Here is a 13,335-nt window from a genome sequence, read left to right on the forward strand (position 1 = left end):
ATATTTTAAAGGATAGTCTTTATACACAGTCTTAAAGCTATTAAAACACAGTCTTAAAACACAGCCTTAAAGCAATATATTATAGATTATGCATATTTCATGCCTGCCGCTTTATTGTCGTTTATTGTTTATTTATTCGCTTAAAAATGACTTTAAATAGTATGAATAAACTATTGGCTTAAAATGTGCATTATTCTAAATCATAAATCCAGAAGGTAATTATCAGAAGGTAAATATAAACCTGAAGGTAAATTGTCAGATATAAAAATACTGTATTGCTACTCATCTACTCGTAGCACTTATTCTTGAAGGAGAATATTATGAAAAAATGGCTGATACCATTGCTTCTGCCAGCTTTACTCTCGTGTGGCACAACACAAAAAGATGATTTTTATCAATCTAGCCAAATTGAAAAGGGTGAGATTGATAGTTATGACCTACCTCGTCATGCCATAAATGACGTCGTTAAAGGTTTGGCTTATCAAATGCTTACTAGTAGTAGTTTTGTAAACGCTAAAACTCCTGTTGCCGTTGCTTCCTTCGTTAACCTTAAAGATCTTGAATCAACTAATTGGTTAGGTAATCAATTAGCTGAAAGCTTTGTTCATGAGTTACAGCGCCATGGTTTAGTGGTTATAGACTTTAAAACAACAGGTCATATTAGAGTAACTAAAGATGGTGATTATGTATTTAGTCGAGATTGGCAGGAATTACCAGAACGTCAGATAATTGACTACGTAGTTGCTGGTACTATGGTTGAGCAAGAAGGCGGTGTGCTGGTTAATGCGCGAATGATTGGTATACAGTCGAAAGTTGTTGTAGCCACCGCGCAATCATTTATTCCTTCTTGGGTCTTGGGCGATGAGATCGATAGCCATGAGAAAGTAAAAATGAAAGACGGGATGATTATTCGTGATAATGCGATGTTATTTGGCGATGAACGTGCTGTTAGTATACAAAACTAAAATATTATTAAACATTTAGATTTTATTATGAATTATCTGTTTTATAGATAACTACATTTATATTTATAACTAACCGTATTTATTGGTAATTTCTATGAGTAATGTTTAACACAGAGAGTGATGTCAACATGCAACTGAATCAACAATCACCATCTAAGGAGTATTTATGAAAAACACCGCTGTTAGAATGCTCTTAATATTGAGCGTACTATTTATGATAAGCGCATGTTCGCTTATTTATGATAAGCATGTTGAGTGGGAGACTGTAAAACCAAAAACATTTCCAGTACTTAATGCAACAGGTTTTGCGCCAATCAGCTTACAAAAATCAACACATGAAACACAACGGATGCTAATGGCCATTCAAGCGTCAAAAATTGCCGCTTATGCAGAATTAGCCGAGCAAGTATATGGTCAGCAAATTGAAGGCAATGTTACTATGGCTGATTTACTGATTGAAAATCAGCAGTTATCGACTTCTGTACAAGGTATTATACGCGGCGCTAAGGTGGTAAAAAGTTATCCTCTCGGTGATGTTTATACCACAGAGCTGCAACTGAACTTTGAAGATGTTTATAACATATATCAAGCTAATCAAAGTAGGCAAGAAGTGAAAGAAGTAAGTTACTTTTAGTAAAATTGTCTATTACTTTAAAATTATTGTCTGAGCTATTGTCTGAACTATTATTTGAATTATTGCCCGAGATATTATCCGAGATATTACTCAAATTATAAAAATGATTAAAGCTGCGAATAATTCACAAAAAAGCCGTATTCTAGTTTCTAGAATACGGCTTTTTTGTGGTAATTATTTAGTTTGTTATCTCGAACTCGGGTTTGTTATTCTTTTGTCATTAGCATTTAGCTATTTAATTACTAAGCTTTAAAACCTAAACTAGATAAACCCGCGCTTTTTTTACCTTTATTATCATAAGTAATAGCATTTTTATTATGATTTTCTAACAGACTCGTTTTCATACGCTCTACCGCAAGTTGTGACTGTTGAATAATTTGGCCATTGATTAAGTTCTGTTTTTGGCAATGCTCTAATAACTGCGCTATTTCGGCTAATTCTGGACTGAGTTTACCTGCTGCTTTATCTTGCGCAAAAACTTGGTTTAAACCAATGTCATGATCTAATTGCTGAATAGCTAATAAAAGAGTGTTTTTTTCTTGGCTTACCTTGAGTAAGGCTTGGGGGTCATGTTGTTGTAATATTTGCTTTTCGTTAGCAATGATCTGTGCAAGCAAAGTTAATTGCTCATGTTGTTTTGCTAACAAGTCTGTAGATGTTAACCCTTGAGAGTCTGAGCCTGATAACATTAATATGCCTTGATTAAGCTATAAATAGAGATTAAAAAATATAGTCTACCTCTAAATGCTATTGATAAACAAGAAATAGCAATACTAGATCAAGTCAAACTCAAAACTTGCGATACTTGCCGCGAGTTTTTCAGGGTTAACTTTATATTCGCCAGAGCTAATTGCGGCTTTCAATTCATCAATTTTCTTTTGATTCATCACGGGAGCATCAGCGGCTTTTTTTTGTAATTCATTAAGCTGCTTTGCTTGTGGTGTTAATGATACTGAATCTTGGCCTGATTTTTTTACTTGGGATTGCTCAGATACTACATGCTCAGCTTGTTGTTTTGCTTGCTTTTGTTGGGTCTGTGTAACTTGAGTGTTTGTATTCAAGTTGTTGATATTAATAGTCATAATCTCATCCTTTAACAATGAAATGATATTTTAAAAGAGTTCTAGTATCTTGTTATCGGCCTAATATAGTATAACTTTAACTAAAATTTTAAATTTATATCAATTATATTTTATACCTTGGAACCCATTAACTTTCATTTTCCGATGGTTACTTAGGTTGAAGATGATTATAGATTAATTATGACTTGGTTAACACCGTTGACGTTAGCGGTAATAACTTTATTTGAACGTGAATTACGTACTCTTATTTGTTCGTTCATATTGGCAGAGCTTAATGCCTCGCCTTGGGTTTTGATATTAAAACTACTTGATGCGGCAATAATTGTCACAAAATCGCCTTTACATATTAAGCAAATACTTCTTTTACTAATGGTCTTTCCTTGAGCAATTCGTCTTTTGGCTTTAGCACCAAAAACAACTGAGGTATCAGTGAGCTTTTTACCTCGTATTCTATTAATTGGCATGTAAGCTAACTCCACATTACTATCATCAAGCATGTCTCCTTTATTAATTGTATTTTTAGCAATTAAAAAAGCTTTAGTTATTTCAACTTTTGCCGATAAATATATTTTCCATGGTGTTGATTCATCACAACTAATTTTAACACTTACATTTCTTGAGCTATTTTCGTCAGGTAATTCAGCGGTTATTGGAACAGAACAAGGCTGTATAATGATTCTAGGGTCTATTTCAGCTACAGTAATGCGTACTTTTTCTTCACCAGTTGAAGGAAATTGTTCAATTAAATAATCTGTAGCAAATTGCTCTATAAAGTCACTATCAAGCTCTGTTGCAGTAACCGCTGTGTGCTTAATGAGCAATAACAAGATAAAAAAAGAAAAAAATGATGTTAAGCGCATATATTTTATTATCAACCTTTAAGTAAATGTAAATAATCGTCTATGCTTAGATTAAATTAGCAAAATGAGATTATATTAAATCATCCGTCAAATTTCAGACGTTTAGTGTAAAAATAAGTTTTAAAAGTCTTTATAATTAACGTTATATTTAAATTAATTCAAGAACTGTGCCTTATGTGTTTAACTAGAGAGCATAATAAATAGCACAGTCTTACATGAGGTTCATATGGCAGGTATTCTCGATTCAGTAAACCAACGTACGCAACTTGTTGGTGAAAACAGATTAGAATTATTACTTTTTAAACTGATTGGCAGACAACGGTTTGGCATTAACGTTTTTAAAGTACGTGAAGTGATGCCATGCCCTAAATTGACCATGCTACCAAAACAAGACGGTTTTATAAAAGGTGTAGCTCATATTCGGGGGCAAACTATTTCTGTTATCGACCTTAGTAAATCAACAGGTGGGCCAGCGATTGAGCAAACTGCAGACAGTTTTATTATTATTGCTGAGTACAATCGTAGCGTACAAGGTTTTCTCGTGGCGGGCGTTGAGCGAATAGTTACCTTAACCTGGGCAGATGTAATGCCGCCGCCAGAGGGAGCAGGTAAGTCTAGTTACCTAACTGCGGTTACTGAAATTGATAATGAGATGGTGTCCATTTTAGATGTTGAAAAAATTCTTAACGAGATAAGTCCTGTGTCAACCGATGTAAGTGAAGATATTGTTGATGCAAACGTAGGTATTGAGTTAGGTGATAAACTAGTAATGATTGCTGATGACTCAACGGTTGCGCGTAATCAAGTTAAAAGAGCATTAGAGCCATTAGGTATTAATATGATTTTAGCTAAAAATGGTCGAGATGCGCTAGATCAGTTGTTGGAAATAACCGCTACTTGTGAACATAGTATTACCGAAAAAGTTGCACTAATGATTTCAGATATTGAAATGCCTGAAATGGATGGTTATACCCTAACTGCTGAGGTGAAAGGTAACGATAGAATGTCGAAGATGCCTATCATTTTACATACTTCACTTAGTGGGGTATTTAATAATGCCATGGTTGAAAAAGTAGGCGCTGAAGACTTTATTCCTAAATTCCATCCAGATGAACTAGCTACTTCAGTAAAAAAATGGTTAAAATTAGATAAATAGCTCGGTTGAAATAGGTTGAATTAATTAAAGCACTATTTAGCAAGTTAATGACAACTTCCATTGTATGGATTATTTAGTAAAATTTTTGAATAAACAGGAAGGTAATGTGTCAGAAAGAGAACTTGATGAAAAAAGTTATAATTTATTTAGAGCTTTTTTAGAACAGCAATGTGGTATTGTACTCGGTGAAAGTAAGCAATATTTAGTAAAAAGCCGATTAGTTCCTTTAATGGCCAAATTTAAGCTAACATCACTTACTGAACTCGTGAATAAAACACTATCACCTGTTGAGCGGCAATTACGTGCCGCGGTTATTGATGCTATGACCACTAATGAAACCCTGTGGTTTCGTGATGACTACCCCTTTAAATTACTGCAAAGTAAAATATTACCTGATTTATCAGATAGTAAAACGCCAATTAAAATTTGGTCTGCAGCTAGCTCCTCCGGGCAAGAGCCTTATTCTATTGCTATGTCGGTACTTGAATATCAACAAAAGAACCCAAGAGCCTTTCCGCGTGGTGTGCAAGTTGTTGGTACTGATATTTCAACCACAATGTTAGAGCACTGTAAATACGGACATTATGACAACCTAGCATTAGCGCGTGGTTTATCAGCAGAACGTAAACAACGTTTTTTTGAAGCTGGCGATAATGGTATGTTAAAAGTAAAAGATGAAGTAAAAAAGATGGTAACATTTAGACCATTAAATTTATTGAATAGCTATAGTCTGATGGGCCGTTTTGATATTGTTTTTTGTCGAAATGTATTGATATATTTTTCACCTGAAATCAAAGCGCAAATTATTAGTCAAATTCATGGCGTATTGAATAAAAATGGCTATTTATACCTTGGAGCTTCAGAGTCTCTGTCTGGTATCAATCAGGATTTTTCAATGTTACGTTGTAATCCTGGCATTGTTTATCAAAAAAAATAGTCATACACCTCTTATCTCTTATATAGTATAACTATAGCGATAACACAGATCAGTATTAAATTAAAAAACCTTAAATAACAGCTAGCTCAGTAGCTGTTATCACCGTCCACTCCTTAATTATTCTTCTCAGGCTTCTCGCCAAAATTATAATCTAATAATAAATCTAAAAATGTTACTTCTAACATCTGGCATATTTATTGAATATAGATTAATCATATCGTAAACATTTATAACATAGTTGCTACAACCGAGCTGTTATAACTGTGAAAACGTATTTATTTTAAACGTAACTAGGTGAGGCTATTATGGCTATCGGATTTGATGAAGGTTTTCAACTCTATTCACAGGGGATGCTACTTCGCTCGAAACGAGCTGAAGTTATTGCCAGTAATATTGCCAATGCTGATACTCCCGGTTACAAAGCGAAAGGGCTAGACTTTAAGCAAGCTCTTGCGAATGCGACAAATAGTCAGCAATCAGGTATGACTCGTACCAATGAAAAACACTTTGATATACGTACCGAGTTAAATAATACCGTTGATTATCGCATACCAAATCAAGCTGATACTGGCGATGGTAATACTGTAGATGTACAAGTGGAACGAAACTTGTATTTAAAAAACTCTATGGAATATCAAGCAAGCGTGCAGTTTCTTACTGGTAAAATTCAAGCAATGAAAAAAGTCATTAGCGGAGGTCAATAAAAATGAGTCTATTTAACGTATTTGATATCACAGGTAGTGGTATGAGCGCTCAATCCGTCCGCTTAAATACTACCGCAAGTAACATTGCTAATGCTGATAGTGTTAGCAGTAGCGCAGATCAAACTTACCGAGCCAGACATCCAGTTTTTGCCGCTGCCATGCAACAAGCTGCCGCAGGACAAAAAGCAGATGATGGTAGTGGTGTTGGTGTAGAAGTATTAGGAGTTGTCGAAAGCGACGCGCCATTAAATGTGGAATATGCGCCAAATCATCCAATGGCAAATCATGAAGGTTTTATATATAAGCCTAATGTTAATGTTATTGAAGAAATGACTAATATGATTTCTGCTTCTCGCTCTTATCAAACCAATGTGCAATTAGCTGAATCAGCTAAAAACATGTTGAATAAAACATTGCAGCTAGGGCAACGCTAATGAAAACATTTAATACTTTAATTAGTTTATTGCAAAGCCAAGGAGTAGATCATGACAACTGTTAGTGACACCAGTGTATTAGACGGTATTCGTTGGCAAAAAGAAGAGTATAAAGTTGCCGAGCAAGATAATGGCATGCTTACCCAGGCCGATTTCTTTGCGTTATTAACGCAAGAGCTAGCTAATCAAGATCCAACTAAACCCGTTGATAACAACGAAATGATCTCGCAAATGACAGCCTTTTCAACTACCGATGGCGTGCAAAAGCTGAATGATTCTTTTGACGGCTTTGCTTCATCAATGACCTCAAGCCAAGCATTACAAGCATCATCATTAGTAGGCCGTAGTGTTTTAGTGGAAGACAATGTGTTTGGCATGGCAGAAGGTGAAGCGGTAAAAGGTAAATTAGTATCAGATCAAGCCGCAAGTAACGTAAACATTTATGTTGAAAATATTGCCGGTGAAGTTATTCAAACCGTACCAGTTGGTAACACACAAGCAGGTGGACATAGCTTTACTTGGAATGGTTTAAAATCAGATGGTGAACCGGCCGATGCTGGAGCCTACCGATTCCGTATTGTTGGTTTAGTTGAAGGTAAAGCCTCTGAGCTTGAAGCCCAAACCTATCGTAAAGTTGACAGTGTTACCTTAGCCGGGACTGGTGGCAATATTATGCTTAACCTTAATGGCGGCAGTGCAATGGCACTTACCGATATTGTTGAAGTATCAGAAGGTGGTAGTTAGATTTACAGGTTTAGTCAGGCTATCACTCCTTGCTGTAAAGGCTTGAGTACCTAGCAAATTATTAATCATTCAGTTTACTTTTATTTCTAGTTTTAACTTTAATTTTAGCATTAGTCGTAAAAGTAAAGAATAAGCTTAATCTACCTTCGCAAACTTTAATAAAAGTAGAGTAGGTATTAAGCAATAAAGCAAATTTAAAGAGGGTTAAATTATGTCATTTAATATTGCACTAAGCGGTTTAAACGCGGCACAAAAAGACTTAGATGTTACATCAAATAATATTGCAAACGTTGGTACAGTCGGCTTTAAAGAGTCTCGTGCTGAATTTGTTGATGTTTATGCAGCATCTTTATTGGCTTCAGGAAAAACTAAAGTTGGTGATGGTGTATTAACCGCCGATGTTGCCCAACAGTTTTCTCAAGGCAGTATTCAATTTACTAATAACGCCCTTGATTTAGCAATTACTGGTAATGGCTTTTTTGCTACCGTACCTGAGCTTGACTCACTAGAGACATCTTATACACGTGCGGGACAATTTAAACTTAACGCAGATAACTTTGTGGTTAACTCACAAGGTGGTCATTTATTAGGTTTTCCTGTTAACCCTGATGGCTCATCAGCCTCGGTAAGTTTAAGTACTGCAGAGCCTATTCGAATTCCTACTGCATCAGGTGCGCCAACGCAAACTAGCGAAGTTGATGTAAGAATGAACCTACCTGCGGGCGATAGTTATATTGCTGGTGCGCCGGGTAACTTTGACCCAGATGATCCACTAACTTTTAATAATTCAACATCAATTACCATTTTTGATTCATTAGGTGATAGTCATGTTATGACTTACTTCTATATTAAAGATGATCCAACGAGCTCTCCCAACGAATGGATGATGTTTGCTGCGGTTGACGGTAAAGTTATTGATTTAGAAGAAGGCAACGCGGCTAACGCAGTTGCCGCAACTACGGCAAGAAATGCCGCTGATGCTGCGCAAGTGACTTATGATGCTATTGCTTCTCCGACTGCTGCTGATTTAGCTACCCTTAATACCGCATTAGATGCAGCTACGGCCGCTGAAAACAATACTAACCCTGTTGGTGGTAATGTTTCAGGTCCATTAAGTGCTTCTGGTGGTGTAGTTGGTGCTAGATTAAGATTTGATGCATCAGGTGATTTTGTTAGTCAAGTACCAAGTCTTGCTGATGGTGGCATTAGAACGGTTAGTTTTGCTGATCATTTACCTAATGGTGCAGACACAACACAAATTGTAGAGATTGATTTTAACCTTGATCCTTTATCCCCTAATCCAAATGAGCCAACACAATTTGCTTCTAATTTTGAAGTAACCGCATTGAATCAAGATGGTTTAGCTGTAGGTCGATTAACCGGTATTGATATTGGCGTTGATGGTTTAGTTCGTGCTACATACAGTAATGGTACTTCACAACCGCTAGCACGTATTGCCATGGTCAACTTTGCAAACGAGCAAGGTTTATCGCAAGTAGGTAATACTGGATGGAAAGAAAGTATTGTCTCTGGTGAGGCCCTTGCTGGTGAAGCAGGATCTGGCACCTTTGGTACTATTAACTCTTCAGCGCTAGAGCAATCAAACGTGAATTTAACCACTGAGTTGATTGATTTAATCTCAGCGCAACGTAACTTCCAAGCTAACTCTCGTGCACTTGAAGTTGATAACCAATTGAACCAAACTATTTTACAAATTAGATAATCACTAGCAAATTAGAGTGATATATCGGTGCAAATAAATAAAGCCGCTAATGTTAAGTACCAGTACTTAGTTAGCGGTTTTTTTATGTATAGCGTTTGCGTTTTTACGTTTTTTTATGTCTAGCTAAATGAACAATGGCAATCCATCACTTCTCTAATTTTTATTTTTTTAATTCTCTAATTATAAATGCAGTAAGTACTTTATGACATCACAAGGTTTACGGTGAAAACTTTATTACTTCACAATATTTACGATGAAAAATAAGTACATCAAATAACCTGAACTATTTTGTCAATAAGTAAACAATTCTATTCATGGCACTCTATTTGCAACTACCTTAAATATACTTTTATTTTTGGAAAAATCATTATGGATAAGTTGCTTTATATCGCAATGAGCGGTGCTAAACAAAACATGCATGCCTTATCAATTAATGCCAATAATCTGGCAAATGCCAAAACCACTGGCTTTAAAGCTGATTTGGCACAAGCCCGAAGTATGCAAGCTTTTGGTGAAGGCATGCCAACACGTGTTTTCTCAATGACAGAGCGAGCAAGCCAAAATTTTGACTCAGGCTCATTACTTCATACTGGCCGCTCGTTAGATATTGCCATAGAAGGTGAAGGTTTTTTTGCTGTACAAGCTGAAGATGGTCAAGAAGCTTATACCCGTGGTGGTCATTTACGCTTAACCGAAACAGGAGCATTAGAAACTAATGATGGAGAATTAGTTATTGGCGAAGACGGGCCAATTACTTTGCCTTTACCTGTGACTAATATTCAAATATCTCGTGACGGTACCATTATGGTACAGCCAGAAGGTGCACCGAGTACGGTTCAAGAAGAAGTAGGCCGTATAAAAATGGTTAACCCTGACACGCGCTTAATTGAAAAAGGCAATGATGGTTTATTTCGCGCTAAAAGCGGAGGGCAATTATTTGCCGATGTGAACGTTTCTGTATTAGGTGGCTCACTCGAATCAAGTAATGTAAATCCAATAAATGAAATGACCGAAATGATTGCTTTACAACGTCAGTTTGAAATGCAGTTAAAAATGATGAAAACGGCAGAAGAAAATGATTCAAGCGCAGCTTCATTATTACGCGCTTTCTAATTTGCTTTTGAAAAACAATTTGAAAGCATAATTAGCATAAGTATTAAAAAATTCAGCGGTTATTTGGCTCTATCAAGCAAGTAACCACTAAACAATCAGAGGTGATGTATGAACCCAGCATTATGGATTAGTAAAACCGGTTTAGATGCGCAAAATAAAGACATTGCGGTAATTTCTAATAACTTAGCCAATGCCAGTACTGTTGGTTTTAAAAAGAGTCGAGCGGTATTTGAAGATTTACTTTATCAAAATATTAATCAACCTGGTGGTCGTACAGCGCAAGATACTGAAGCGCCGTCAGGGTTAATGCTTGGTGCAGGTACTAAAGTTGTTGCTACCCAAAAAATTCATACCCAAGGTGACATGATCACTACCGATAACGCCCTTGATTTAATGATTCAAGGTGAAGGCTTTTTCGAGATTCAAATGCCTGATGGTAGTTCAGCTTATAGCCGAAATGGTCAATTTACTATGGACGAAGAAGGTAACTTGGTAACCCCTGGTGCTGGTTATTTAATTGAACCACAAGTAACTATTCCTGAAGACGCATTAAGTATTATTGTTTCACAAGATGGTGAAGTGTCGGTAACACTACAAGCTCAAGCCGAGCCTGCTGTGGTAGGACAAATTAACTTAATTAACTTTGTTAACCCAACAGGATTACAGCCAATTGGTCAGAATTTATATACCGAAACAGCAGTAAGTGGTGCGCCTCAAGAAGGCATTCCGGGATTAGAAGGCTACGGCATGATAGTGCAGGGCGCGTTAGAAACGTCAAACGTAAACACCACTGAAGAGTTGGTTAACTTAATTGAAAGCCAACGCGTTTATGAAATGAACTCAAAAGTGATTTCTGCCGTTGATGAAATGCTTAGTTATATTAACCAACAGCTTTAACACATTAACAAGTATTTAATTAATCCATTAAAATTGCAGGGGGCCATGATGAAAAATCAAATGATAGTAACTACAGTGAAGTTTTTTACAATGAGCTTATTCATTGCCATAACTACCGCGTGTAGTAATACAGTTGATTTAGCTAAAGCATTGCCTAACGATCCTGATTTTGCGCCGATAATGCCAGAAGAAGAAGAACAGCGCATTGTGCCATCGGGGTCATTATTCAAACCCAATTATGTCAACAATATTTATTCTGACTCTAAAGCGCATCGGGTTGGCGATATTATTTCGGTCATATTGAGTGAGAAAACTCAAGCGAAGAAAAATGCTAAAACAGAATTGTCAAAAGAGAGTGATACTAATTTAAATCCGGTGACTGGCTTAGGCGGCGTACCGGTAACGATAAACGGTGAATCTTTACAGTTTGGTATTAATCAAAATTCAGAGTTCACAGGCGATTCAAAAGCTGACCAAGGTAATAGCTTAAGCGGTAATATTTCGGTACACGTACTTAAAGTACTCGCTAATGGTAATTTAATGATTCGCGGTGAAAAATGGTTAACGTTAAACAATGGTGATGAATATATCCGCTTAACCGGTGTGATTCGTTCAAAAGATATTAATTCAAATAATACTATTTTATCAACCAAGGTTGCTAACGCACGTATTCAATATTCAGGTACGGGGAGCTTTGCTGATACTAATGAGCAAGGTTGGTTAGTGAAGTTCTTTAATAGTAGCTGGTGGCCTCTTTAGTAACCAGTTTTATTCAAACTAAGCTGAATAGAATGTTGTATAGAGAATCAGTTCACAAATAATAAGTAATAAGTCAAAAGTAGAATAGGTCAGTATCAAGGTGAATCATATTGAATGGTTCAGTTCGATATTTAAGGCAACGAAGTAAGGTATAACTATAATGAAATCTTTAATAAACACATTGATCCTTTTCACATTGCTGGCTCCTTTGTCAGTAAATGCACAGCGTATTAAAGATTTAGCCGATGTTGCAGGTGTTCGTCCTAACCAACTTATCGGTTATGGCCTTGTGGTTGGTTTACCAGGTACGGGTGAGCAAAGCCCATTTACTGAGCAAAGTTTTAAAACCATGCTCAGTAATTTTGGTATTACCATGCCTGAAGCGATGAAACCAAAAATTAAAAATGTCGCGGCCGTTGCTGTACATGCACAATTAGATGCCTTTACTAAGCCAGGTCAAACTATCGATGTGACAGTTTCAAGTATGGGCAGTGCACAAAGTTTACGTGGTGGTACTTTAGTACAAACTATTTTAATGGGGCTTGATGGTAATGCTTATGCTGTTGCACAAGGCTCTTTAGTGGTTAGCGGTTTAGGCGCACAAGGCTTAGATGGTTCACAGGTATTGGTTAATATTCCAACTGTTGGCCGTATATCTAACGGTGCTATTGTTGAACGCGAAGTTAAATCCCCCTTTTCATCAGGTGATTATATTACCTTTAATTTACGTCATTCAGATTTTACTACCGCTAAACGATTATCAGACACCATTAACGAACTTATTGCAGGCTCAGCTACTGCGATTGATTCAACCTCAGTACGAGTAACCGCACCACGTGATATCAGCGATCGTGTTAGCTTTTTATCGGTACTTGAAAACCTAGAATTTGAACCTGCATCACCTGCTGCCAAAATTATTGTTAACTCACGTACAGGCACTATTGTTATTGGCTCAGAAGTTAAATTACTTGCTGCGGCTATTACTCATGGTGGCATTACCGTTACCATAAATGAAAATCAAAATGTATCGCAACCTAATGCTTTCGCAGAGGGCGATACCATAGTTACTCAGCAATCAGATATTAATGTTAGTAACTCAGATGCAAGAATGTTTGTATTTAAACCTGGCGTTACTTTAGAAACATTAGTGCGTGCAATTAATGAAGTAGGCGCAGGACCTGGCGATGTTATGGCAATTCTTGAAGCGCTTGATCAAGCTGGGGCGATACGTGGCGAGTTAGTCATTATTTAATTTAACTTGTCGCTGTAAAGCTCAATTTAGGCGTCAAAACTACTAACAAACTCTTCGGGAAATAATTTGAACATC

At 36.6% G+C, this 13,335-nt stretch carries 15 protein-coding genes; 12 read left to right on the forward strand and 3 right to left on the reverse strand.

Annotated features, from left to right (window positions below; all coding sequences use genetic code 11):
- Positions 1-320: 320 nt before the first annotated feature.
- Together CWS31_RS09380 and CWS31_RS09385 are read left to right on the forward strand one after the other, a co-directional pair.
- Complete coding sequence (locus CWS31_RS09380) at positions 321-965, forward strand: FlgO family outer membrane protein (protein ID WP_101344159.1); 645 nt, start codon at positions 321-323, stop codon at positions 963-965.
- 166 nt (positions 966-1,131) lie between these two features.
- Entirely contained in the window at positions 1,132-1,599 is a 468-nt protein-coding gene (locus CWS31_RS09385; protein ID WP_101344158.1) for an LPP20 family lipoprotein, read from the forward strand.
- 242 nt (positions 1,600-1,841) lie between these two features.
- Here the strand turns inward: CWS31_RS09385 and flgN are convergent, their stop codons facing one another.
- From flgN to flgA, 3 genes are all read right to left on the reverse strand, one after another.
- Positions 1,842-2,288 carry a flagellar export chaperone FlgN gene (gene flgN, locus CWS31_RS09390; protein WP_101344157.1) on the reverse strand — a complete coding sequence of 149 codons (447 nt, stop codon included), beginning with the start codon at positions 2,286-2,288 and terminating at the stop codon, positions 1,842-1,844.
- An 84-nt stretch (positions 2,289-2,372) separates the two neighbouring features.
- Positions 2,373-2,681 carry a flagellar biosynthesis anti-sigma factor FlgM gene (gene flgM, locus CWS31_RS09395; protein WP_101344155.1) on the reverse strand — a complete coding sequence of 103 codons (309 nt, stop codon included), beginning with the start codon at positions 2,679-2,681 and terminating at the stop codon, positions 2,373-2,375.
- A gap of 167 nt (positions 2,682-2,848) precedes the next feature.
- Entirely contained in the window at positions 2,849-3,541 is a 693-nt protein-coding gene (gene flgA, locus CWS31_RS09400) for a flagellar basal body P-ring formation chaperone FlgA (protein ID WP_101344154.1), read from the reverse strand.
- Between the two features lie 226 nt (positions 3,542-3,767).
- Between flgA and CWS31_RS09405 the strand changes: the two genes are divergently transcribed.
- From CWS31_RS09405 to CWS31_RS09450, 10 genes are all read left to right on the forward strand, one after another.
- Positions 3,768-4,697, forward strand: a complete 930-nt coding sequence (locus CWS31_RS09405) for a chemotaxis protein (RefSeq protein WP_101344153.1) — start codon at positions 3,768-3,770, stop codon at positions 4,695-4,697.
- A 106-nt stretch (positions 4,698-4,803) separates the two neighbouring features.
- Complete coding sequence (locus tag CWS31_RS09410) at positions 4,804-5,634, forward strand: CheR family methyltransferase (RefSeq protein ID WP_101344194.1); 831 nt, start codon at positions 4,804-4,806, stop codon at positions 5,632-5,634.
- Between the two features lie 305 nt (positions 5,635-5,939).
- Positions 5,940-6,338 (forward strand): flagellar basal body rod protein FlgB, encoded by a 399-nt coding sequence (gene flgB / locus CWS31_RS09415; RefSeq protein WP_101344151.1) that lies wholly within the window; start codon positions 5,940-5,942, stop codon positions 6,336-6,338.
- 2 nt (positions 6,339-6,340) lie between these two features.
- Positions 6,341-6,772 carry a flagellar basal body rod protein FlgC gene (gene flgC / locus CWS31_RS09420; RefSeq protein ID WP_101344150.1) on the forward strand — a complete coding sequence of 144 codons (432 nt, stop codon included), beginning with the start codon at positions 6,341-6,343 and terminating at the stop codon, positions 6,770-6,772.
- 51 nt (positions 6,773-6,823) lie between these two features.
- On the forward strand, positions 6,824-7,516 hold the full coding sequence (locus CWS31_RS09425) for a flagellar hook assembly protein FlgD (RefSeq protein WP_101344149.1): 693 nt from the start codon (positions 6,824-6,826) through the stop codon (positions 7,514-7,516).
- Between the two features lie 211 nt (positions 7,517-7,727).
- The gene (locus CWS31_RS09430; protein WP_101344148.1) at positions 7,728-9,239 is read left to right on the forward strand and encodes a flagellar hook protein FlgE; all 1,512 of its coding nucleotides are present in this window, start codon (positions 7,728-7,730) and stop codon (positions 9,237-9,239) included.
- 369 nt (positions 9,240-9,608) lie between these two features.
- Entirely contained in the window at positions 9,609-10,352 is a 744-nt protein-coding gene (gene flgF / locus CWS31_RS09435) for a flagellar basal-body rod protein FlgF (RefSeq protein ID WP_101344147.1), read from the forward strand.
- A gap of 108 nt (positions 10,353-10,460) precedes the next feature.
- Positions 10,461-11,249 (forward strand): flagellar basal-body rod protein FlgG, encoded by a 789-nt coding sequence (flgG, locus tag CWS31_RS09440; RefSeq protein WP_101344145.1) that lies wholly within the window; start codon positions 10,461-10,463, stop codon positions 11,247-11,249.
- A gap of 48 nt (positions 11,250-11,297) precedes the next feature.
- Complete coding sequence (gene flgH / locus CWS31_RS09445) at positions 11,298-12,008, forward strand: flagellar basal body L-ring protein FlgH (protein WP_211355820.1); 711 nt, start codon at positions 11,298-11,300, stop codon at positions 12,006-12,008.
- Between the two features lie 160 nt (positions 12,009-12,168).
- The gene (locus CWS31_RS09450) at positions 12,169-13,260 is read left to right on the forward strand and encodes a flagellar basal body P-ring protein FlgI (RefSeq protein ID WP_101344144.1); all 1,092 of its coding nucleotides are present in this window, start codon (positions 12,169-12,171) and stop codon (positions 13,258-13,260) included.
- The last annotated feature ends 75 nt before the right edge of the window (positions 13,261-13,335 follow it).

Source organism: Colwellia echini, assembly GCF_002843355.2.
Taxonomy (GTDB): Bacteria; Pseudomonadota; Gammaproteobacteria; order Enterobacterales; family Alteromonadaceae; genus Colwellia; species Colwellia echini.

Coding starts and splice junctions, on each gene's coding strand:
- CWS31_RS09380 (WP_101344159.1), top strand. CDS start 321: ATGAAAAAATGGCTGATACCATTGCTTCTGCCAGCTTTACTCTCGTGT.
- CWS31_RS09385 (WP_101344158.1), top strand. CDS start 1,132: ATGAAAAACACCGCTGTTAGAATGCTCTTAATATTGAGCGTACTATTT.
- flgN (WP_101344157.1), bottom strand. CDS start 2,288: ATGTTATCAGGCTCAGACTCTCAAGGGTTAACATCTACAGACTTGTTA.
- flgM (WP_101344155.1), bottom strand. CDS start 2,681: ATGACTATTAATATCAACAACTTGAATACAAACACTCAAGTTACACAG.
- flgA (WP_101344154.1), bottom strand. CDS start 3,541: ATGCGCTTAACATCATTTTTTTCTTTTTTTATCTTGTTATTGCTCATT.
- CWS31_RS09405 (WP_101344153.1), top strand. CDS start 3,768: ATGGCAGGTATTCTCGATTCAGTAAACCAACGTACGCAACTTGTTGGT.
- flgB (WP_101344151.1), top strand. CDS start 5,940: ATGGCTATCGGATTTGATGAAGGTTTTCAACTCTATTCACAGGGGATG.
- flgC (WP_101344150.1), top strand. CDS start 6,341: ATGAGTCTATTTAACGTATTTGATATCACAGGTAGTGGTATGAGCGCT.
- CWS31_RS09425 (WP_101344149.1), top strand. CDS start 6,824: ATGACAACTGTTAGTGACACCAGTGTATTAGACGGTATTCGTTGGCAA.
- CWS31_RS09430 (WP_101344148.1), top strand. CDS start 7,728: ATGTCATTTAATATTGCACTAAGCGGTTTAAACGCGGCACAAAAAGAC.
- flgF (WP_101344147.1), top strand. CDS start 9,609: ATGGATAAGTTGCTTTATATCGCAATGAGCGGTGCTAAACAAAACATG.
- flgG (WP_101344145.1), top strand. CDS start 10,461: ATGAACCCAGCATTATGGATTAGTAAAACCGGTTTAGATGCGCAAAAT.
- flgH (WP_211355820.1), top strand. CDS start 11,298: ATGAAAAATCAAATGATAGTAACTACAGTGAAGTTTTTTACAATGAGC.
- CWS31_RS09450 (WP_101344144.1), top strand. CDS start 12,169: ATGAAATCTTTAATAAACACATTGATCCTTTTCACATTGCTGGCTCCT.